The sequence below is a fragment of the Actinomadura chokoriensis genome, from assembly GCF_039529475.1.
GTDB lineage: Bacteria > Actinomycetota > Actinomycetes > Streptosporangiales > Streptosporangiaceae > Spirillospora > Spirillospora bangladeshensis.
In genome coordinates this window covers 101,400-121,498 of record NZ_BAAAMW010000013.1, presented here as the reverse complement: position 1 = coordinate 121,498, position 20,099 = coordinate 101,400, and the positions used below count along the sequence as shown (strand labels likewise).

Sequence of the window (20,099 nt, the reverse complement as noted above, 5' to 3'; positions counted from 1 at the left end):
CGCTTCTGTGACGATGATGGGGTGTGAACTTCCCCCTGATGCACGGGTACGACCGCATCGACCTGGTCGCCGATATCGATCCGGTCGCGGCGGTGCGGGACAGGGAACTCGGCGAGCGGATCCGGGAGTATCCCAAGCTCTTCCCCGCCGGGTCCCCCGATTTCGGGTTCGCGGTGCAGAGCGGGACGAGGTGGCGCATCGGGAGCGTCGGCGCGTCCGATCCCGAGGGCGCGCGGCGGAGCCTGGCCGCGCATCTGCGCCGGAGCGCGGATGAGGAGAGGCCCGCCCCGGAGCTGGCGCGCGCGATGGCGGACGCCGCCGGGCGGCTGGATCCCGAGGAGGGCGACCAGCTCGCGAAGGACGAGTGGGAGATCGGCGAGCGGCGCTACCGGGTGATCCGGATCGAGCGGTTCACGCTGATCGGCGGCGGTGCGATGGAGCCGCCGAGGTCCACCGACACCGATCCGGGCGGGCCGGTACTGCTGCGCGACCACCCCATCGAGCCGCTGGCGCCCGCCGGGCACTGGGAGACGCAGTTGAGGCTGAACCTGGTGGAGTTCCGGCCCCTGCCCGGCACCGTCCCGGACATCGTCCAGGCCGAGGCCGCCCATGCGATCCGGTCGCATCCGGGAGTGATCCTGCTGCCGCCGACCTTCACCGTCGTGGAGATCAAGGAGGACGGGGCCTGGCAGCCGCTCACCGGGGGCGACGGGCCCGTCGAGGCGCGCGGCAACCTGGCGGCGCACTTCACCCGGCTGATGCCGCTGCTCCGCCTCCACCAGGGGAGTCCCGCCTCGGAGGCGGAACTCGCCGAGTGGGAGCGGGCCGCGGAGGAGATCACGGCCACGGACGGGTACGAGTTCGCCGCGCTCGGGCGCAGGTTCCGCACGGTGCGGATCTCGCGGATGATGCGCCTCGGCCGGGACGGCCCCGAGGGCCCGCGGCCGTCCGACCAGGAACGCTACGGAATGCCCGCCGTCCGAGAGGGCTGACCGTCGCCCCTGTCGGTTGGGCCGTCCGCCCGTCCGGCGCCGGGCCGCCGCCTTGGTTGCGTCCAGGAGAGGTGTCGATGAGACCGCCCGGCGGAGACAAGGGCGTCTGGTTGTGCCGAGGCCGGCCGGGTCACGCTTCGGCTTTGGCCTTCAGGCCGTTGGCCTCCATTGTCACGTAGCGGCGGGTCAGGCGGCCTGTGAGGAGGGAGAACAGGCCGGCCAGGGGGCCCTTTTGGTCGAGGGTCAGGTGGACGGTGACGCCGTTCTCGGTGGAGGTCATCGCGTGGGTCGCGGTGGTGGTCACGCCGGGGGAGCGGGATTCCCAGGTGAAGGACTCGTTCTCCTTGAGGTCGGTGACCGTCCAGATGGCGGCGGGGATCTTCGGCTGGTGGACGCGTGACCGGCTGGACAGAGCGAACGGCTTGTCGAGGAGTTCGACGCGGTCGATCGAGTCCGTCATGTCGGGCCAGCTTTCGACGTCCGTCAGGAGGCTCCAGACGGTTTCGGGGGAGGCGTCGATGTCGACGGAGATCTCGAAGTGCACGGCGTGCTCCTCACGGCGGTGCGGACGGCGGTCAGCAGATCGGTGACCGGGGGGTCGTCGCTACGGCCCGGCAAGTGCAGAGTGTAGTAGGGAACGGCCGGAAGATCGATGATCTCGCGGGCGGTCATGCCGGGTGGAGGAGGCACGCAGCCGTTCACGACGGCGAGGCCGATGCGCAGGGACGCGAAGTGCAGCATCAGCGGCCACCCCTCGGCCTCGACCGCGAGCGACCAGGGCACCTCGGCGGCGCGCAGCGCGCGTTCGAGGGTGATGCGGTGCGGGCCGGTCGGGGGCGGGACGATCAGGGCGGTGTCCGCGAGGTCGGTGAGCGTGAGGCGCGGTTTCGCGGCCAGGGGGTGGTCGTCCGGCATGACGAGGGTCTGCGGGTAGGAGGCGAGGAGCTCGGTCTGTACGTCGGTCGGCAGGACGTCCAGGACGGCGACGCCGACGTCGGCGCGGCCGGTGCGGACGGCGGTGAGGGTGCGGGCGCGGTCGCCGTTGATCAGCCGGACGCCGGGGTGGACGGCCCCGCCGAGCAGGTACAGGTAGGCGCCCTCCCCGGCCGCGAGGACGGGGACGCGGGACGCGGCGGCGCCTCCGACATCCGCGAGGAACGTCGTCATGCGGGCGTCGAGGTCGCGGGCGAACCTGGCGACCCGCTCGCCGGCGGGGGTGAGGGCCAGGCGGCGGCCCTGCCTGGTGTAGAGGGGGCGGCCGATGGTTTCGGAGAGCTTCCGCACCTTCACGTGGAGGGCGGGCTGCGAGATGTGCAGTTCGGCGGCGGCGCGGGTGAAGTTCAGGTGGTCGGCGAAGACGGCGAACGAGGCGAGCGCGTCCGTGGACAGGCGGCTCAGGTCCATAGGCAGAAACTATAGCGAAGCCTGTTGTTGATAGTTCTGCTTTAGTCATGGACGTCCGAGAGTTGAGGCATGGACATTGAACCTCGGCTCGGCGTTGACTTCGGCCGGGTCATCCACGGCGGCCTTCTGGCGCCTGGCGACGACGACACCGTGTTCCTGGACGGGAGCTTCGAGGAGGCCCTCGCGTCGCCCGCTACCGAAGGCGTCTACGACGTGCTGCCCGGGCTTGTCGAAGCCTTCGAAGGGCGGGCCTGGATCATTTCCAAATGCGGCGACCGCATACGGAAAAGGACACTGGCGTGGCTCGGCCATCACGACTTCTACGCCAGGACGGGGCTGCCCGAAGAGAACGTCCGGTTCTGCCGGAAGCGGGCGGAAAAGGCGGCGCACTGCGCGGAACTCGGCATCACGCACATGATCGATGACCGGCTGGACGTGCATCGGGCCATCCGGGAGATCGTCCCCTACCGGTATCTGTTCGGGCCGGAGAAAGGACCCGAATGGGTGCGGCACGTGCCCGACTGGCGGGCCGCGGAGATCATTCGCGCAGATATTCCGGCGGGACGCGGGCGGCCAGCCACACCCCGTTCGCGCTGACCCGGAAGTCGTGCCCGCCGGCGGCCATCCGCCCGGATTCGACCGTGAGGACGACCGGCCGGCCGCGGCGGGCGCCGACGCGCCGGGCCGTCTCGCGGTCGGGGGAGAGGTGGACGTCGTGTCGCCCCATCGGCAGCAGCCCCTCGCGCAGGATGGCGTCCACGGAATGCCGGACGGTGCCGTGGTACAGGAACTCCGGCGGGTCCACCGGCGGTAGGTCGAGCTCGACCGGGACCGAATGGCCCTGGACGGCCCGTATCCGGTCCCCGTCCATTTCGTAGCGCTTCTTGTCGTTGACGTCGACCACGTGCTCCAGTTCGGAGCGGGTCAACGCGAAGCCGTGCCGCGACGCGGCGGCGAGCAGGTCGGTGACGTCCGCCCAGCCCTCCGGCGAGAGGGTGAGGCCGATCCGCTCGGGGCGGTGCCGCAGGTGCTTGGCGAGATACTTCGAGATCTTCACCACGCGGCGTTCGTCCATGGGCGGGGCTCCGGACATGCGTCGGGGCCGGCGCGCGAGGCCGGCCCCGGGCGTGCGGCGCTTACTTGGCCTGCAGGGCGGCGGCCTGCTTGGCGATCGCCGACTTGCGGTTGGCGGCCTGGTTCTTGTGGATGACGCCCTTGCTGACGGCCTTGTCCAGCTTGCGGGCGGCGGTGCGCTGCGCGGCGACCGCGTCGTCCACGTTGCCGGCCTCGGCGGCCTCACGGAACTTGCGGATCGCCGTCTTCAGCTCCGACTTGACGGCCTTGTTGCGCAGGCGGGCCTTCTCGTTCTGCTTGTTGCGCTTGATCTGGGACTTGATGTTAGCCACGTCGTAGTGCCTCAGCTTGGTAGCGATCCACGCCTGCTCACCGGCAGGCTCCAACGGAATGTCTGAACGGGGGCGGGACGGTGCCCCCGGGGCACGACGCTACGCCACACGCAGTCGCACAGCCTACCAATCAGCGGGGCCCGCCCCAAACCGGGCCGTGCACGGAGCACCGCGCACGGCATGGGACTATGGAAGCACACATATCCATGCCCACCAGTGAGTTTTGCGAACGGACCCCGGTGCCAGCGCCTCAGCCCGACAAGACCGATCCCGCGATCATCCGCAACTTCTGCATCATCGCGCACATCGACCATGGCAAGTCGACCCTCGCGGACCGGATGCTGCAGCTGACGGGTGTGGTCGAGGAGCGCCAGATGCGCGCCCAGTACCTCGACCGCATGGACATCGAGCGTGAGCGCGGCATCACGATCAAGAGCCAGGCCGTCCGGCTGCCCTGGACGTCCGGCGGCACCGACCACGTCCTCAACCTGATCGACACCCCCGGGCACGTCGACTTCTCCTACGAGGTGTCGCGGTCGCTCGCGGCGTGCGAGGGCGCGGTCCTGCTGGTGGACGCGGCGCAGGGCATCGAGGCGCAGACGCTGGCGAACCTGTACCTGGCGCTCGAGGCCGACCTGCACCTCATCCCGGTGCTGAACAAGATCGACCTGCCGGCGGCGCAGCCGGACAAGTACGCCGAGGAGCTGGCCGGGATCATCGGCTGCGACCCGTCGGACGTGCTGCGCGTGTCGGGCAAGACCGGCGAGGGCGTCCGCGAGCTGCTCGACAAGATCGTCGCCGAGGTGCCGGCGCCGGTCGGCGACCCGGACGGCCCGGCCCGCGCGCTGATCTTCGACTCGGTGTACGACACCTACCGGGGCGTCGTCACCTATGTCCGGATCATCGACGGCCGGCTGTCCCGCCGCGAGAAGAGCCTGATGATGTCGACCGGGGCCGCGCACGAGACCCTGGAGGTCGGCGTGATCGCCCCGGAGCCGAAGCCCGTGCAGGGCCTCGGCGTCGGCGAGGTCGGCTACCTGATCACCGGGGTGAAGGACGTCCGGCAGGCGCGGGTCGGCGACACCGTGACCGGCGCGTCCCGGCCGGCCGGCGAGGCGCTCGGCGGCTACCGCGACCCGAAGCCGATGGTGTTCTCCGGCCTGTACCCGGTGGACGGCGACCAGTACCCCGAGCTGCGGGACGCGCTCGACAAGCTGCGGCTGAACGACGCCGCGCTGGTCTACGAGCCGGAGACGTCGGCGGCGCTCGGGTTCGGCTTCCGCTGCGGGTTCCTCGGCCTGCTGCACATGGAGATCGTCCGCGAGCGGCTGGAGCGCGAGTTCAACCTGTCGCTGATCTCCACCGCCCCGAACGTCGTGTACCGGGTCGTCATGGAGGACGGGACGGAGCACATCGTCACCAACCCCAGCGAGTTCCCCGAGGGCAAGATCGGCACCGTGTACGAGCCGGTGGTGAAGGCGACGCTGCTGTCGCCGTCCGAGCACATCGGCGCGATCATGGAGCTGTGCCAGGGCCGCCGCGGCGTGCTGCTCGGCATGGACTACCTCTCGGAGGACCGCGTCGAGATCCGCTACACGCTGCCGCTCGCCGAGATCATCTTCGACTTCTTCGACCAGCTGAAGTCGCGGACCCGCGGGTACGCCTCGCTCGACTACGAGCCCAGCGGCGAGCAGGAGTCCGACCTCGTGAAGGTCGACATCCTGCTGCAGGGCGAGTCGGTGGACGCGTTCAGCCAGATCGTGCACAAGGACAAGTCCCGCGAGTACGGGCTGATGATGACGTCCAAGCTGAAGGAGCTCATCCCGAGGCAGCAGTACGAGGTGCCCATCCAGGCCGCGATCGGCGCCCGCATCATCGCCCGGGAGAACATCCGCGCCATCCGCAAGGACGTCCTCGCCAAGTGCTACGGCGGCGACATCTCCCGCAAGCGCAAGCTGCTGGAGAAGCAGAAGGAGGGCAAGAAGCGGATGAAGACCATCGGGCGGGTGGACGTCCCGCAGGAGGCCTTCGTCGCCGCCCTCTCCACCGGTGGCGGCGGCGACGCCGACAAGGGCAAGAAGTAGTCCCCTGAGGGACCGCTACTTCAGGATGGGCCACGCCACCACGGCGGGGACGCGACGGAACTCGCCGCGGTTGGCGGCCCGTCCCGCGTAGACGAGGAAGAACATCACGGCGGCCGTGAACAGCAGCGGCACCCAGACGAGGACCTCGAGGGCCAGCGACAGCAGGCCGAACACGAACCACACGGCGATCGCCGCGATGCCCATGTTGAGGCCCTGCGCGGCGTGCCGGCGGACGAACGGCGACCCCGCCTTGCCGAAGTAGACGATGGCCGGTGCGACCGCGCCGACGAGGAACTGCCCCACGTACGCCATCAGCGACCACGTCCGGTCGTCGTCGCTGACGGGCCCGTAGTGGCCGGGCATCTGGGAGGTGCCCCCGCCCTGCTGCTGAGGCTGCTGAGGCTGCTGCCAGGCCGCCCCGGGCTGCTGCTGGGGCTGCTGGGGTTGCTGCCACATGTTCCCGGGCTGCTGCCACGGGGACTGCTGCTGCGGCTGCGCCTGCCATCCAGGCTGCTGCCCTTGGCCGGGCGACGGGGGAGGCCCGTAGGCCATGTCGGACGTCCTCTCCTCTAGTTCGCTGCGCGTTCGCCGTGCGAGCTATTGCGCGAAGTGTACGACTCCTTCGACGCGCGAGAAGTTCGGACGGGTTCCGTCGATCCGCCAGGCCCGTGGCCGTTTCGCGCCACGGGCCGCCACAAGCGGGGTCACGGCCGCCAGATGATGGCGGACGGACTCGCCTGCGTGAGCGTGACCGAGCCCGTCCAGGCGATGGACGACGGCTGCGGCAGGTACGACTCGTCCAGGAAGAACCCCCGGTTGATGGACGTGACCGTGGCCGGCGCGCCATTGTCGCCGAACCCCGTCGGACGGCGCAGCGCCTCGATGCCCGCGATGTCGGAGACCTTCGTTCCCTGCGGCAGTTCGACGGTGGTGGCGACGGCGCCGTCACGGTCGATCGACCAGGTCGGCTCGCCGTGGTCGGACCAGTACAGCGTGGACGGGTCGGCCTTCAACCTGACCCCCAGCGCCACGCCCGGCACCGAGCCCCAGCCGGCCGTCGCCGCACCCGTGGTCTTGGCGAACTCCACGAACAGGTAGGAGCGCTGGTCGCCGACCTCCCGCGTCGCCGGATAGGACGGCTTCTCGATCTTCCCCTCCCGGACCATCTCCTGGGCCGCGACGCGGTACGTCCACGGCTCGCGGTCCATGACGATCTCGCGGGCGCGCCCGTCCGGCCGGGTCGCGGAGGCGTCCAGGAGGAAGCGCAGCGGCGGCTCCGGGGAGATCACGTCGCACATGTTGTTGTTGGACGTGCAGGTCTGCAGCACCGGGTGGTCGCCCTCGTACCGCCCGGTGAACTTGAGCGTGAGGTGCAGGGGCGCCTGGTAGACGGCGGTTCCGGCCACCCGGTTCCCGGACGCGTCCACCTCGACGCGGTAGACCCACTCGATGTCGGTGGTGCGGCCCCAGCGGGCCATGAGCGCGGGCGTGTCGGTGCCGCCGTCCTCGTTGCTCCACACGAGCGAGTACTCGATGACACGGTGCCCCGGGGTGGCGGCCGCCCGCGTCTCATGCCAGGCCACCAGCGGGGTGTCGGTGGTGGCGTTCTGGTAAGGGTCGCCGAAGGGCCAGCCCGTCCGCCCGACGACGATCGGTGCGTGCCGCAGCGCGACCGCGTCCGTCACCCGGACTCCGGCGTCCCGGAGCGTGACGCTGCGGGCCGCCGCCGCGCTGCCCTTCGCGAAGCGCAGCGTCACCTTGTGGCGCCCTTTCCCGACATGTCCGAGACCGAGGGTCCGGGGGATCGGGTCGGACGAGGGGACGACGAGGTCGGTCACATGGCGTCCGTCCACCGCGATCGCCACGACCGCGGACTCGGCGCCCCTGCGCACCCACGAGACGCCGGGCGCGGACGCGGAGAAGGAGATCACGGCCTCCCCGCCGCGCCCGGCGGTGAACGGGAACGACCTGGTGGGACCGCCGCGCTCGACGGTGATCGGGTCAGCGGCGGCGTGGGCGGGGACCGCGGTGAGGGCGAGGGGAGCGCCCGCGAGGGCGGCGCCGGTCACGGCGAGCACGGCATGGCGCGCACGGCTTCTCATGATCGGGGAACCTACGGCCGCCGGATCGCGTTCGGGTGACGGTGCGATAGCCCGTGGGCGTCGGCTTCGTGAGCGTCAGGCGCGGCTGCGGTGCAGGGTGCGGAGCGCGGCGAGCGCGGCCGGCGGCTGCAGCGACACGGCCGTGAACCGCTCCGCGTCGCCCGGCCGGTCGGGCCCGTAGAGGGTGAGGCCCGAGTCCGCCAGCCGGACCGTGCGGCCCCGCCGCACCACCTCGTGCCCCAGTTCCCGCAGCAGCGCGACCACGTCGCCGGCGGGCTCGTCGAGCAGGTCGACGCCGTCGAGGCGGAACCGCATCTCCGGGTTGCCGCTCCAGCCCGGCGAGCGCGTCCCGCAGATCTCGGCGAGCCGCTCCACGCCGTCCTCGCCCCGGTCGGTGGACAGGGCCAGCGACCCGCGCCCCACCCGCACGCTGCGGTGGTCGGCCCAGCCGCACAGCAGCGACGCCTTCGGCGGGCGGGTGCCGCAGCGCTCGGCGACCGCGGCGAGCGTCGTCCAGGCGTCGGGGGCCTGCGTGGAGAACAGCAGGCTCGCGTCCGGCAGCAGCGCCCCGCGGCCCGGCTCCAGCGTGATCACGAACGGCGCGACGCGCCCGGGGAACCGCGCGGGGTCGGCCTCCCGCAGCGTGACGAGGCCCTCCCAGGCGACCGGCTCGTCCACCGCGAACCAGGTGATCACGGCCTCGACGCCGAGGGTCCGGAACGTGGCGTCGGTCAGCCGCTCGGCGACCGCCTCCCGCAGCCCCTCGGCCGTCTCGGCCAGCCTGCGGTGCCACCACGGCGGCTCGGGGTCGGCGCGCCCGCCCGTCGACCAGCGGGTCCCCGCGCCGGGAAAGTCCGCACGCTTCTCGCCGCCCGCGCCGTCGACCACCACGCAGTGCCAGCCGTCCGGCTCGCCCAGCAGCAGCACCCGCGCCGGTGCGCGTCCCCGCTCCGTCCCGCCCTCGTCCACCATCACGACGACACTATCCGCCCAAGAGGGTCGGCACGCTCCATTCCGGCCGTCCGGCGGCCGGTTTCCGGACGACACGGCGGGGGTTGCTCGACCTCGGCGCTCAGGTCGGTACGGTCGGAGGCAGCGGCCAGACGGTCCCGACCCGACCTCCCGGAGGTAGCGTGACCCACCCCGAGCAGGTTCTGCGTTCCGCGAAGGAGCGGGAGACGGTGAACGGCGCCGTCCGCGCGCTGCGCTCCGCCGCCCCCGACGGCTGGGAGCGGCTGGACTTCGAGTTCCGCGCGACCGTCGGCATCGACAGCGCCTCGTTCGAGGTCGAGGACGCCGATGGCGGCCGCCGCACCGCCATCCCGCCGGGGCAGGCCATCGGCCGGATGGACGAGCTGCGCCGCGTCATGTACCGCGCCGGCAAGGGCGCCTGGTTCACCGCGCGCCTCCAGATCGAGCGCTCGGGCCGGTTCAGCGCCGAGTTCGACTACGACGGGGAGCCGGACTTCACCCCGCCCCTCACCCCGTCCGCCTACGCCCTCGACCTCGACCGCTTCCCCCGCACGGACGCCCACATCCCCGACTGGCTCCGCGCGAAGCTCGACGAGGCCTGAACCGCCGGCGGGAGGCCGCGGCGGTCCCGAGCAGGGGGCCGGGCGGGGCAGACTGGAACGGTGCCCTCGACTCTTCCCGACGGAGACCCCGTACCGGCCGACGGCGCGCTCCCCGGCAGCGCGCTGACCGGTCTGGGAGACCGCCCCTTCGCCTTCTACGTCCACGTGCCCTTCTGCGTGACGCGGTGCGGCTACTGCGACTTCAACACCTACACGGCGACGGAACTGGGCCCCGGCGCGAGCCGCGACACCTACGCCGACACCGCGATCAGCGAGGTCCGCATGGCGCGGCGCGTCCTGGGGGACATCGACCTCGCGGTGGACACGGTCTTCGTGGGCGGCGGCACCCCGACCCTCCTCCCGCCGGACGATCTGGGCCGCGTCCTGGCCGCCATCGACACCGAGTTCGGGCTCGCCAAGGGCGCGGAGGTCACTACTGAGGCGAACCCCGAGTCGGTGGACGAGTCCTACGTGGCCAGGCTCCGCGAAGCCGGATTCACCCGGATCTCGTACGGCATGCAGAGCGCACGCGAGCACGTCCTGGCCGTCCTGGAGCGCACGCACACTCCCGGACGCGTCCCGCAAGTCGTCGACTGGACGCGCAAGGCGGGCTTCGAGCACATCAACCTCGACCTGATCTACGGCACGCCAGGCGAATCCGACGACGACTGGAGGGCCTCCCTGGAGGCCGCCCTGGCCTGCGAGCCCGACCACGTCTCGGCCTACGCGCTCATCGTCGAGGAGGGCACCCGCCTGGCCGCGCAGGTGCGGCGCGGCGAACTCACGGCCCCCGACGACGACGCCATGGCCGACCGCTACCTCATCGCCGACGAGATGCTCGGCGCCCGCGGCCTGCGCTGGTACGAGATCTCCAACTGGGCCGCCGACCCGTCCGCCGCCTGCCGCCACAACATGCTCTACTGGACGGGCGCCGACTGGTGGGGCGTCGGCCCCGGGGCGCACAGCCACGTCGGCGGGACCCGCTGGTGGAACGTCAAGCACCCCGCCGCCTACGCCTCCCGCCTGGCCGAGGGCACCACGCCCGCCCACGCCAGGGAGATCCTGACCGACGAAGATCGCCACATCGAGCGCATCATGCTCGAACTGCGCCTCTCCCAGGGCTGCCCCACAGATCTCCTGGACGACAAGCCCGTCCGCAGAGCCATAGACGAGGGCCTGCTAGAGCCGGCCCCCTACGACGAGGGCCGAGCCGTCCTGACCCTCAAGGGCCGTCTCCTGGCCGACGCCTTGATCCGAGACCTGACCTAGGCCGTGACGAAGTCGATGAGCTCCTCCACGCGGCCCAGGAGGGCGGGTTCCAGGTCGGTGTAGGTGTTCACCGAGTTCAGGATCCGTTTCCAGGCGGCGCCGGTGTTGTCGCCCCAGCCGAGTTCGGCGATGACGCCCTCCTTCCAGGGGACGCCGCGCGGGATGCGGGGCCAGGCGCGGATGCCGACGGCGGCGGGTTTGACCGCCTCCCAGATGTCGATGAACGGGTGCCCGGTGACCAGGACGTGCGGCGACGACACCTGGGCGGCGATCCGGGACTCCTTGGAGCCCTCCACCAGGTGGTCGACGAGGACGCCGAGGCGGCGGTCCGGGTCCGGACCGAACTCCTCGACGATGGCGGGCAGGTCGTCGACGCCTTCGAGGTACTCCACGACGACGCCCTCCACGCGCAGGTCGTGGCCCCAGATCTTCTCGACCAGCTCGGCGTCGTGGAGGCCCTCCACGTAGATGCGGCTCTCCTTGGCCACCTGGGCGCGCAGGCCCCGGACGGCGATGGAGCCAGACGCCGACCGCGCCGGCCCCGCCGGCTCGGCGGCCGGCCTGACCAGCGTGACCGGCTTGCCGTCGATCAGGAAGCCGGCCTTGGTGAGCGGGAAGACGCGGCGCTTGCCGAACCGGTCCTCCAGGGTGACGCCGAACTTGTCGCAGCCGACCACGGCGCCGCAGAAGCCGCTGTCGGGGTCCTCCGCGACCAGCCCGGGTTCGGCCGGGACCTCGGGGATCTGGCCCTTGCGGGGCCTGCGCCAGTCGCCGGCGAGCACGTCGTTTCCGTAGTTCTTACTGCGCACGGGTCCGCACATTAACCCGGCGGGGCGGCCGGACGGCGTCGCCCCTCGTCCCCCGGCGTGGCGCCCGCGCCGGATATGGATAGGATCACGCAGCCGTACGGGGAGTGCGCGGACACGCCGATCAGCCTCCCGGGGCCGTACACTTGGCACTCAGGAGTAAGGAGTGCCAGCGGCGGGAGGCCGGCCGGACGAGGGAGGTGACGCCGTGCTGGACGACCGGAAACTCGCGGTCCTGCGCGCCATCGTCGAGGACTTCGTCTCCACCAACGAGCCGGTGGGGTCGAAGGCCCTGGCGGACCGGCACAACCTCGGGGTGTCGCCGGCGACCATCCGCAACGACATGGCGGTGCTGGAGGAGCAGGGCTACATCGCCCAGCCGCACACCAGCGCCGGGCGCGTCCCGACCGACAAGGGCTACCGGCTGTTCGTCGACCGGCTGTCGACGATCAAGCCGCTGTCGGTCGCCGAGCGGCGCGCGATCGAGACGTTCCTGTCCGGCGCCTACGACCTCGACGACGTCGTCGGCCGCACGGTGCGGCTGCTCGCGCAGCTCACCCGGCAGGTCGCGGTCGTGCAGTACCCGTCGCTGACGCGCTCGTCGGTGCGGCACGTCGAACTCGTCCCGGTCGCCGAGGGGCGGCTGCTGCTCGTGCTGATCACCAACACGGGCCGGGTGGAGCAGCGGGTCATCGAGACGCCCGGCGCCATCTCCGAGGAATCGATCGGGCACCTGCGGGCGTTGCTCAACACGTGCTTGGACGGGCTCGGCCTCGGCGAGGTCCCGACCGCCGTCGCGGACCTGCCGGACAAGGTGGGGCCGGACGACCGGCCGGTCGCGGCGTCGGTGCTGTCGGTCCTGCTGGAGACGCTCGTCGAGAACCACGAGGAGAAGATCGTCTTCGCCGGCGCGGCCAACCTGGCCGCGGTCGACTTCTCGCAGAGCCTGCGGGAGGTGCTGGTGGCCCTTGAGGAACAGGTCGTCCTCATGCGGCTGCTCGGCGAGACCGGGGACTCCTCTACAGTTACGGTGCGGATCGGCACCGAGAACCCCGACCTGGGCCTCAGGTCGACCTCGGTCGTCGCCGCGGACTACGGGGTGGGCGACCTCACCTTGGCCCGGCTTGGAGTGCTCGGGCCTACACGCATGGATTACCCCAGCACGATGGGAGCGGTACGGGCAGTGGCACGCTACGTGGGACAGATCCTGGCGGGGTCGTGAAAGTGGCGAACGACTACTACGCGACCCTGGGCGTCCGGCGCGACGCCAGCGCCGACGAGGTGAAGAAGGCCTACCGCCGGCTCGCGCGCGAGCTCCACCCGGACGTCAACCCGGATCCGGAGACCCAGGAGAAGTTCAAGGAGATCACCCAGGCGTACGAGGTGCTCTCCGACCCCAAGAAGCGGGAGATGTACGACCTCGGCGCGGACCCGTTCGCGTCCGGGGGCGGCGCGGGCGCCGGCGGGTTCGGCGGCGCCGGGTTCCCGTTCAGCGACATCATGGACGCCTTCTTCGGGACGGCGACCTCGCGCGGCCCGCGGTCGCGGGCGCGGCGCGGCCGGAACGCGACGCTGCGGGTCGAGCTCGACCTCGGCGAGACCGCGTTCGGCACGACCCGCGAGCTGTCGATCGACACCGCGGTCGCCTGCGCCGCCTGCGAGGGGTCGGGCTGCGCGCCCGGCACCCACCCGGAGACGTGCGAGACGTGCCACGGGCGGGGCGAGGTGCAGCAGGTGCAGCGCTCGTTCCTCGGCCAGGTCATGACGGCGCGCGCGTGCCCGGCGTGCGGCGGGTTCGGGTCGGTGATCCGCAACCCGTGCACCGAGTGCTCCGGCGACGGCCGGGTCCGCACCCGGCGGACCGTCAAGGTCAAGATCCCGGCCGGGGTGGAGAACGGCATCCACATCCAGCTCGCCGGCGAGGGCGAGGTCGGCCCGGGCGGCGGCCCGCCCGGCGACCTGTTCCTGGAGATCGTGGAGAAGCCGCACCCGATCTTCGAGCGGGAGGGCGACGACCTGCACTGCACGGTCGAGATCCCGATGACCGCGGCGGCGCTCGGCACCAGCGTCACGATCGAGACGCTGGACGCGGCCGAGAGCGTCGACATCAAGCCGGGCACGCAGTCCGGGCAGGTCATCACGCTCTACAACCGGGGCGTCCGGCACCTCAACGAGAGCGGCCGCGGCGACCTGATGATCCACGTGAACGTGGAGACGCCGCACCGGCTGGACGAGGAGCAGGAGGAGCTGCTGCGCCGCCTCGCGGCCCTGCGCGGCGAGGAGCGCCCGCCCGGCAAGTTCGCCCCCGGGCAGCGCAACGGCATGTTCTCCCGCATCAAGGACGTCTTCAACCAGCACTGAAGCGCCGTGGCGGCGGCCTACCGCGAAGGCCGCCGCGGCGACGACGAGCATGGGGATCTTGGAGGCCGCCCATGAGCCCGCCGGTGTTCCTCGCCGAGGCGGACGTGCTGGAGCGCGACGTCGTCGTCCTGGACGGGCCCGAGGGCCGGCACGCGGCGGCGGTGCGGCGGCTGCGGCCCGGTGAGCGCGTCGACCTGACCGACGGCGCGGGGCTGCTGGCCGAGTGCGTCGTCACGGCCGCCGACCGCGCGTCCCTCACGCTGGAGGTCGGGGCCCGGCACCGGGAGCCGCCGCCGGCGCCGCGCCTCGTGGTCGTCCAGGCGCTGCCGAAGGGCGACCGGGGCGAGCTCGCCGTCGAGACCATGACCGAGGTCGGCGTGGACGTGATCGTCCCGTGGGCCGCGGACCGCTGCGTCACCCGCTGGCGCCCGGAGCGCCGCGACAAGGCCCTCGGACGCTGGCGGACGACCGCCCGGGAGGCCGCCAAGCAGGCGCGCCGGAGCAGGCTGCCCGAGGTGCCCGACCTGGCGTCCACCGGCGACGTCGCGGCACGGCTCGGCGCCGCGTCCCTCGCACTGGTCCTGCACGAGGAGGCGGAGGCGCCGCTGAGCGCCGTGGAGCCGCCCGCGGACGGCGACATCGTGCTCGTCGTCGGCCCCGAGGGCGGGATCACCGACGCGGAGCTGGCCCGGTTCGCCGCGGCCGGCGGGCGTCCGACCCGGCTCGGCCCGACCGTCCTGCGGACGTCGACGGCCGGGGTGGCGGCGGCCGGCGTGCTGCTGGCCGCCACCGGCCGCTGGTAACGCCCGTCAGGGCGCGGTTCCGGCGCCCTGCTCGGCCGTGTTCACCGACTCGCTCGTCGGCGTCTGCGAGGGCGTGTCGGAGGGCTTCGCCGACGTCGGCGGGCTGGTCGGCGTCGCGGGCGGCGCGGAGGTCGGCGCCGAGGTCGGCGTCTGGCTCGGGCACGGCGTGGTCGCCGGGGTCGGGGTCGCGGTGGTGCCGGGCGAGGCCGAGGCGGCGCCCGGCTGCGGGATGCTGCAGGACGACAGGCCGGGCGAGGAACTGGGGCTCGCGGTCGAGGACGGCGACGGCGACCCGGACGCGCTGGCGCCCGGCGACGACGGGTCGGGGAACTCCGGGTTGCCCTGCGCGTGGGCGCGGTCGCCGTCGGTGTTGTTCTGCCCGGCGTCGGACGGGCCGTTGCTCCCGACGGTCTGCTGGATGAGGCTCATGGTCTGCGGCGCCGTCACGCCGAGCGCGGCGATCAGCACGGCGGCGGCCACGGCGAGGACGGGCCGCGCCCAGCCGACGGTGAACCGGTCCAACCCGAACCGGGCGGGGCCGAAGAACCGTCCGAGACCGAACCGGCGGCTCTGGCCGTCGGCTATCCGGGCCCGGATGCGCTCCAGGCCGTCGCCCGCGGGGTTGACCGAGTCCGCCTCCGCGTGCAGGGCGCGGCGGAGGATCTCGCCGTGCTCGTCGTGGGGGTCGGTGGTCATGAGAACTGCTCCAGGACGTTGCGTAGCGCGGTCATTCCGCGCGCCGTATGGCTCTTCACGGCACCGCGGGAGATGCCCATCGCGCCGGCGATCTCCGCTTCGGAGAGATCGGCGTAGTAGCGCAGGACGAGTGCCTCCCGCTGGCGGGCGGGAAGCCGGGACAGCGCGTCGATGACGGCCGAGCGCTCCAGCTCCCCGATGGCCCCGGCCTCCGCGCTCGGCGCGTCCGGCAGGCCCTTCGGGGCGTACTTCTCGACGACGGCGCGGTGCCGGAGCACCGATCGCGACCGGTTCACCACGGACTGGCGCAGGTACGACAGGGCCTTGTCGGGGTCGCGCAGGCGGCGCCATCCGCCGTGCATCGCGACGAAGGCGTCCTGGACGACCTCTTCGGCCGTCCCGGCGTCCCGCACGAGCATGGCCGCGAGGCGTACGAGCGAGCGGTAGTTGGCGCTGTAGAGCGCCGTCACCGCCTGGTCGGCGTCCCAGGCGACGGCCACCGCCCCCGCCGCGCCCCTGGCCACGAGGGTCTCGGTCACGTCAGTTCGACGCGCGCCCTCGTCGCCCGGTTTACGAAGGGGCATGTCCTGGTCTGCCTCGGTCACCTGTCCGCCGCCTTTGCCGGCCCCGGCCGTCCATTCGGACGGGCGCCCTCGGAGCGGCATGAGTTCGGCGCTCCCGCCCGGCCGGTGGCACGCCGCAGCGCCGTGCGGACCGGGGGGTCGCCTTGAGCTGACAACCATAACCAGTGACCGCCCGCGATGGTGACGGCAACCGAAGGTTGATCACGCCGAAACCCTAGTCGGCACGGGGCGCCGCGGGCCGCGGCCGTCCGGGTCCCGATAGCATTCCGGGGCGGTCACCGGCCGCTGCGAGGGGAGACAGATGACCGACTGCCTGTTCTGCAAGATCGTTTCCGGGGACGTGCCCGCCACGATCGTCCGCGAGTCGGCGGGGACGGTGGCGTTCCGCGACATCAACCCGCAGGCGCCCACGCACGTGCTGGTCGTCCCGCGCGACCACCACCCGACGGCCGCCGAACTGGCCGCGGCCGACGCCGGGCTGCTCGCCGAGGTCGTCCGCGAGGCCCACCAGGTCGCCGTCGACGAGGGCATCGCCGAGGCCGGCTACCGGGTCGTGTTCAACACCGGCGCGCAGGCGGGCCAGACCGTCTTCCACGTGCACGCGCACGTGCTGGGCGGACGCGGCCTCAACTGGCCGCCCGGCTGAACCGCCCGCCGGGCCGGTTCCGTGCGCCGCGCCACGCGAGGGACCCCGCGAAAAACCCTTCGCCGCTCGGCGGGGGTCGGTCGGTACCATGGAACCGGCATACCTGGACACCCGGAGCACACAGAAGGCAGGTCCGAGAGGCCGCAAGGCCCGGCTGATGGTCGAATCAACTCACACGAGGGCAACGCGCACCGGGCGCGACGGCTCGCGCTCGCAGATCAAGATCGTGGTGCCGGACGACCATTCGATGGTGAGCCTGCTCGGCTCCCGGGATGAGCTGCTCCACGCGATCGAGCAGGCGTTCGGCAGCGACATCGACTTCCACGTCCGCGGCAACGAGATCACCGTGACCGGCCCGCAGGCCGACACCGATCTCGCGTCCCGGCTCTTCACCGAGATGCTGGAGCTGCTGAAGGGCGGCACCCAGCTCACCCCCGACGCGGTCGAGCGCAGCCTCGCGATGCTGCGCGGCGAGGGCGGCCCGCGCCCGGCGGAGGTCCTGACCCTGGACGTGCTGTCCAGCCGGGGCCGCACGATCCGCCCGAAGACGCTGAACCAGCGGCGCTACGTCGACGCGATCGACAAGCACACGATCGTGTTCGGGATCGGGCCCGCCGGCACCGGCAAGACGTACCTGGCGATGGCCAAGGCCGTCCGCGCGCTGCAGGACAAGCAGGTCAACCGCATCATCCTGACGCGTCCCGCGGTCGAGGCGGGGGAGCGGCTCGGGTTCCTGCCCGGAACGCTCTACGAGAAGATCGACCCGTACCTGCGGCCGCTGTACGACGCGCTGCACGACATGGTCGACCCCGACTCGATCCCGCGGCTGATGGCCGCCGGCACCATCGAGGTCGCCCCCCTCGCGTACATGCGCGGGCGGACGCTGAACGACTCGTTCATCATCCTGGACGAGGCGCAGAACACCTCGCCCGAGCAGATGAAGATGTTCCTCACCCGGCTCGGGTTCGGGTCGAAGGTCGTCGTGACCGGCGACGTCACCCAGGTCGACCTGCCGAGCGGGCAGACCAGCGGGCTCCGCGTCGTCCAGGACATCCTGGAGGGCGTCGAGGACATCGACTTCTGCCGGCTGGACAGCCGCGACGTCGTCCGGCACAAGCTCGTCACCGACATCGTCGACGCCTACAACCGCTGGGACGAGGCGCGCGTGCCCGAGTTCAAGCAGGGCGCGCGCGGCGGGTCCCGCAAGCGGGGGCGGTAGTGAGCATCGAGGTGCTGAACGAGTCGGGCGTCCCGGTCGACGAGCAGGCCATCGCGCGGCTGTCGCGGCACGTCCTCGACGGGATGCGCGTGCACCCGCTCGCGGAGCTGTCGATCCTGCTGGTCGACGAGGCCGCGATGACCGAGCTGCACGAGAAGTGGATGGACGAGCCCGGCCCGACCGACGTGCTGTCGTTCCCCATGGACGAGCTGCGCCCCGGCCACATGTCCGGCGGCGCCGACGAGGACGGCGAGACCGACCCGGGGCTGCTCGGCGACGTCGTGCTGTGCCCGTCGGTGGCGGAGCGGCAGGCGCGGGCGGCCGGGCACAGCACCGAGGACGAGCTGGAACTGCTGTGCGCGCACGGCATCCTCCACCTCCTCGGCTACGACCACGCCGAGCCGGAGGAGCACAAGGAGATGTTCGGCCTGCAGGCCGAGCTCCTCGGCTCCTGGCGGGAGAAACGCGGCGGCTGATGAGCACCGCGCAGGCGTGGCTGTCGGCCCTGGCGGTGGGCCTGGTCTTGTTGGCGGGCCTGCTGGCCGGCACCGAGACGGCGCTCGCCCGGGTCTCGCGGGTGACCGTCGACGAGGTCGTCCGGGAGGGGCGGCGCGGCGCGAAGCGGCTCGCGGAGGTCGTCGCCGACCCGGCCCGCTACGTCAACATGGTGCTGCTGCTGCGGATCGGCTGCGAGCTGGTCGCGACCGTGATCGTGGCGGACCTGTGCATCTCCTGGCTGGACGAGACGTGGCGCGCCTACGTCACCGCCGCCGCGATCATGATCGTGGTCAGCTACGTGGTGATCGGCGTCGGCCCCCGCACGCTCGGCATCCAGCACGCCGACCGGATCGCGCTGGCCGGCGCCGCGGTGATCCACCCGGTGACCCGGGTGCTCGGGCCGCTGCCCGCGCTGCTGATCGCGCTCGGCAACGCGCTGACCCCCGGCAAGGGGTTCCGGGAGGGCCCGTTCGCCTCCGAGGCGGAGCTGCGCGACCTGGTCGACCTCGCCGAGCAGCGGGAGCTGATCGAGCCGGTCGAGCGGGAGATGATCCACTCGGTGTTCGAGCTGGGCGACACCCTCGTCCGCGAGGTGATGGTGCCGCGCACCGACATCGTGTTCGTCGAGCGCACCAAGACGCTGCGGCAGGCGATGTCGCTCGCGCTGCGCAGCGGCTTCTCCCGCATCCCGGTCGTCGGCGAGAACGAGGACGACGTCGTCGGCATCGCCTACCTGAAGGACGTCGTCCGCCGCTCCCAGGAGCACCGGGAGGGCGAGTCGGTCGAGACCGTCGACTCGGTCATGCGGCCGGCCACCTACGTGCCCGACAGCAAGCCGATCGACGAGCTGCTGCGTGAGATGCAGGCCCGGCAGATCCACGTCGCGATCGTCATCGACGAGTACGGCGGCACCGCCGGCCTCGTCACCATCGAGGACATCCTGGAGGAGATCGTCGGTGAGATCACCGACGAGTACGACCGCGAGATCCCGCCGGTCACCTGGCTCCCGGACGGCGCCGCCCGCGTCACCGCCCGCCTCCCCGTGGAGGACCTCGCCGAGCTGTTCGACGTCGAACTCGACGCCGAGGACGTCGAGACGGTCGGCGGCCTGCTCGCGCACGCGCTCGGCCGCGTCCCGATCGAGGGCTCCACGGCCGAGGTCGGCTCCGGCGAGGACGGCCCCGTCCTCACCTTGAAGGCCGAGACCATCGCCGGCCGCCGCAACAGAATCGGAACGGTGCTCGTGACGCGGCTCGGGGCCACCGCGGCGGGCGCACCGCGCACGGGGGAGCCCGACCGGACCCGCTAGGTCAGGTGAGGGTGGTGCGGAGGGTGCCGTTCGGGGCGGCCACCAGGACGGGGGCCTTGGGGCCCAGGTCGCGGACGGCCTGGACGTCGGACGGGTCCGGGGCGTCGGCGGCCGTGACGACGGCGGCGGCCTCCAGGTCTTCGGCGCCGCTGGAGACGGCCATGGCGACGGCGGCCTTGAGCGCCGAGAGCTTGAGGGACGGCAGGTCCACGCTCGTGGCGCTGTAGGTGCGGCCGGTCTCGTCGCGCACGGCGGCGCCCTCGGCGGCGCCCGTGCGGGCCCGCGCCGACCTGGCCAGGGTGATGATCTTCGCGTCCTCGGCGTTCAGCTCGCTCACGCCGCCCAG

23 protein-coding genes are annotated in these 20,099 nt (G+C 72.3%); 12 read left to right on the top strand and 11 right to left on the bottom strand.

Annotation, left to right across the window (positions count from 1 at the left end):
* The first annotated feature begins 23 nt into the window (after positions 1 to 23).
* Positions 24 to 992 (top strand): DUF5954 family protein, encoded by a 969-nt coding sequence (locus ABFX46_RS26270; RefSeq protein ID WP_346046059.1) that lies wholly within the window; start codon positions 24 to 26, stop codon positions 990 to 992.
* A gap of 130 nt (positions 993 to 1,122) precedes the next feature.
* Here ABFX46_RS26270 and ABFX46_RS26265 read toward each other — a convergent pair whose 3' ends face one another.
* Together ABFX46_RS26265 and ABFX46_RS26260 are read right to left on the bottom strand one after the other, a co-directional pair.
* Positions 1,123 to 1,536: an SRPBCC family protein gene (locus ABFX46_RS26265; RefSeq protein ID WP_346046057.1), complete on the bottom strand. Its 414-nt coding sequence runs from the start codon at positions 1,534 to 1,536 to the stop codon at positions 1,123 to 1,125.
* Entirely contained in the window at positions 1,476 to 2,396 is a 921-nt protein-coding gene (locus ABFX46_RS26260; protein WP_346046055.1) for a LysR family transcriptional regulator, read from the bottom strand. The genes ABFX46_RS26265 and ABFX46_RS26260 overlap by 61 nt, the downstream gene beginning before the upstream one ends.
* A 69-nt stretch (positions 2,397 to 2,465) precedes the next feature.
* On the opposite strand from ABFX46_RS26260, the gene ABFX46_RS26255 reads away from it, so the two are divergent.
* Positions 2,466 to 2,993 carry a hypothetical protein gene (locus ABFX46_RS26255; RefSeq protein WP_346046054.1) on the top strand — a complete coding sequence of 176 codons (528 nt, stop codon included), beginning with the start codon at positions 2,466 to 2,468 and terminating at the stop codon, positions 2,991 to 2,993.
* Here ABFX46_RS26255 and ABFX46_RS26250 read toward each other — a convergent pair.
* Together ABFX46_RS26250 and rpsT are read right to left on the bottom strand one after the other, a co-directional pair.
* On the bottom strand, positions 2,935 to 3,471 hold the full coding sequence (locus ABFX46_RS26250; protein ID WP_346046052.1) for an RNA 2'-phosphotransferase: 537 nt from the start codon (positions 3,469 to 3,471) through the stop codon (positions 2,935 to 2,937). The genes ABFX46_RS26255 and ABFX46_RS26250 overlap by 59 nt on opposite strands.
* Positions 3,472 to 3,532: 61 nt before the next feature.
* The gene (rpsT, locus tag ABFX46_RS26245) at positions 3,533 to 3,802 is read right to left on the bottom strand and encodes a 30S ribosomal protein S20 (RefSeq protein ID WP_163057575.1); all 270 of its coding nucleotides are present in this window, start codon (positions 3,800 to 3,802) and stop codon (positions 3,533 to 3,535) included.
* A gap of 206 nt (positions 3,803 to 4,008) precedes the next feature.
* On the opposite strand from rpsT, the gene lepA reads away from it, so the two are divergent.
* Entirely contained in the window at positions 4,009 to 5,886 is a 1,878-nt protein-coding gene (gene lepA, locus ABFX46_RS26240) for a translation elongation factor 4 (protein WP_346046050.1), read from the top strand.
* Positions 5,887 to 5,901: 15 nt separating this feature from the next.
* Here the strand turns inward: lepA and ABFX46_RS26235 are convergent, their stop codons facing one another.
* The 3 genes from ABFX46_RS26235 to ABFX46_RS26225 all read right to left on the bottom strand — a co-directional run bounded on the left by ABFX46_RS26235 (position 5,902) and on the right by ABFX46_RS26225 (position 8,960).
* Positions 5,902 to 6,438 (bottom strand): DUF4870 domain-containing protein, encoded by a 537-nt coding sequence (locus ABFX46_RS26235; protein WP_346046049.1) that lies wholly within the window; start codon positions 6,436 to 6,438, stop codon positions 5,902 to 5,904.
* Positions 6,439 to 6,590: 152 nt separating this feature from the next.
* Positions 6,591 to 7,988 carry a hypothetical protein gene (locus tag ABFX46_RS26230; protein WP_346046047.1) on the bottom strand — a complete coding sequence of 466 codons (1,398 nt, stop codon included), beginning with the start codon at positions 7,986 to 7,988 and terminating at the stop codon, positions 6,591 to 6,593.
* A gap of 75 nt (positions 7,989 to 8,063) precedes the next feature.
* Positions 8,064 to 8,960, bottom strand: a complete 897-nt coding sequence (locus ABFX46_RS26225) for a hypothetical protein (RefSeq protein ID WP_163057598.1) — start codon at positions 8,958 to 8,960, stop codon at positions 8,064 to 8,066.
* A 161-nt stretch (positions 8,961 to 9,121) separates the two neighbouring features.
* Here ABFX46_RS26225 and ABFX46_RS26220 point away from each other — a divergent pair, with 161 nt between their 5' ends.
* On the top strand, positions 9,122 to 9,562 hold the full coding sequence (locus tag ABFX46_RS26220) for an antitoxin YezG family protein (RefSeq protein WP_163057567.1): 441 nt from the start codon (positions 9,122 to 9,124) through the stop codon (positions 9,560 to 9,562).
* Between the two features lie 60 nt (positions 9,563 to 9,622).
* Positions 9,623 to 10,831 (top strand): radical SAM family heme chaperone HemW, encoded by a 1,209-nt coding sequence (gene hemW, locus ABFX46_RS26215; RefSeq protein ID WP_346046045.1) that lies wholly within the window; start codon positions 9,623 to 9,625, stop codon positions 10,829 to 10,831.
* Here hemW and ABFX46_RS26210 read toward each other — a convergent pair.
* Positions 10,828 to 11,640 (bottom strand): DUF3097 domain-containing protein, encoded by an 813-nt coding sequence (locus tag ABFX46_RS26210; protein WP_338071248.1) that lies wholly within the window; start codon positions 11,638 to 11,640, stop codon positions 10,828 to 10,830. The two genes, hemW and ABFX46_RS26210, sit on opposite strands and share 4 nt — an antisense overlap.
* Before the next feature lie 205 nt (positions 11,641 to 11,845).
* On the opposite strand from ABFX46_RS26210, the gene hrcA reads away from it, so the two are divergent.
* From hrcA to ABFX46_RS26195, 3 genes are all read left to right on the top strand, one after another.
* Entirely contained in the window at positions 11,846 to 12,859 is a 1,014-nt protein-coding gene (hrcA, locus tag ABFX46_RS26205) for a heat-inducible transcriptional repressor HrcA (protein ID WP_163057596.1), read from the top strand.
* 2 nt (positions 12,860 to 12,861) lie between these two features.
* Positions 12,862 to 13,998, top strand: a complete 1,137-nt coding sequence (dnaJ, locus tag ABFX46_RS26200) for a molecular chaperone DnaJ (protein WP_163057594.1) — start codon at positions 12,862 to 12,864, stop codon at positions 13,996 to 13,998.
* Between the two features lie 71 nt (positions 13,999 to 14,069).
* Entirely contained in the window at positions 14,070 to 14,801 is a 732-nt protein-coding gene (locus ABFX46_RS26195) for a 16S rRNA (uracil(1498)-N(3))-methyltransferase (RefSeq protein ID WP_346046043.1), read from the top strand.
* Between the two features lie 6 nt (positions 14,802 to 14,807).
* Here the strand turns inward: ABFX46_RS26195 and ABFX46_RS26190 are convergent, their stop codons facing one another.
* Together ABFX46_RS26190 and ABFX46_RS26185 are read right to left on the bottom strand one after the other, a co-directional pair.
* Positions 14,808 to 15,497, bottom strand: a complete 690-nt coding sequence (locus ABFX46_RS26190) for a hypothetical protein (protein ID WP_346046041.1) — start codon at positions 15,495 to 15,497, stop codon at positions 14,808 to 14,810.
* Positions 15,494 to 16,036: a SigE family RNA polymerase sigma factor gene (locus ABFX46_RS26185; protein WP_243714652.1), complete on the bottom strand. Its 543-nt coding sequence runs from the start codon at positions 16,034 to 16,036 to the stop codon at positions 15,494 to 15,496. The genes ABFX46_RS26190 and ABFX46_RS26185 overlap by 4 nt, the downstream gene beginning before the upstream one ends.
* Before the next feature lie 346 nt (positions 16,037 to 16,382).
* Here ABFX46_RS26185 and ABFX46_RS26180 point away from each other — a divergent pair, with 346 nt between their 5' ends.
* The 4 genes from ABFX46_RS26180 to ABFX46_RS26165 all read left to right on the top strand — a co-directional run bounded on the left by ABFX46_RS26180 (position 16,383) and on the right by ABFX46_RS26165 (position 19,753).
* Positions 16,383 to 16,727: a histidine triad nucleotide-binding protein gene (locus ABFX46_RS26180; RefSeq protein WP_346046040.1), complete on the top strand. Its 345-nt coding sequence runs from the start codon at positions 16,383 to 16,385 to the stop codon at positions 16,725 to 16,727.
* A 157-nt stretch (positions 16,728 to 16,884) separates the two neighbouring features.
* Positions 16,885 to 17,946, top strand: a complete 1,062-nt coding sequence (locus ABFX46_RS26175) for a PhoH family protein (RefSeq protein ID WP_346046038.1) — start codon at positions 16,885 to 16,887, stop codon at positions 17,944 to 17,946.
* Positions 17,946 to 18,422: an rRNA maturation RNase YbeY gene (gene ybeY, locus ABFX46_RS26170; protein WP_346046037.1), complete on the top strand. Its 477-nt coding sequence runs from the start codon at positions 17,946 to 17,948 to the stop codon at positions 18,420 to 18,422. Before ABFX46_RS26175 ends, ybeY begins: the two co-directional genes overlap by 1 nt.
* Positions 18,422 to 19,753 carry a hemolysin family protein gene (locus tag ABFX46_RS26165; RefSeq protein WP_346046036.1) on the top strand — a complete coding sequence of 444 codons (1,332 nt, stop codon included), beginning with the start codon at positions 18,422 to 18,424 and terminating at the stop codon, positions 19,751 to 19,753. The genes ybeY and ABFX46_RS26165 overlap by 1 nt, the downstream gene beginning before the upstream one ends.
* A 1-nt stretch (position 19,754) precedes the next feature.
* Here the strand turns inward: ABFX46_RS26165 and ABFX46_RS26160 are convergent, their stop codons facing one another.
* Positions 19,755 to 20,090: a cytidine/deoxycytidylate deaminase family protein gene (locus ABFX46_RS26160; RefSeq protein WP_346046034.1), complete on the bottom strand. Its 336-nt coding sequence runs from the start codon at positions 20,088 to 20,090 to the stop codon at positions 19,755 to 19,757.
* Between the last annotated feature and the right edge of the window lie 9 nt (positions 20,091 to 20,099).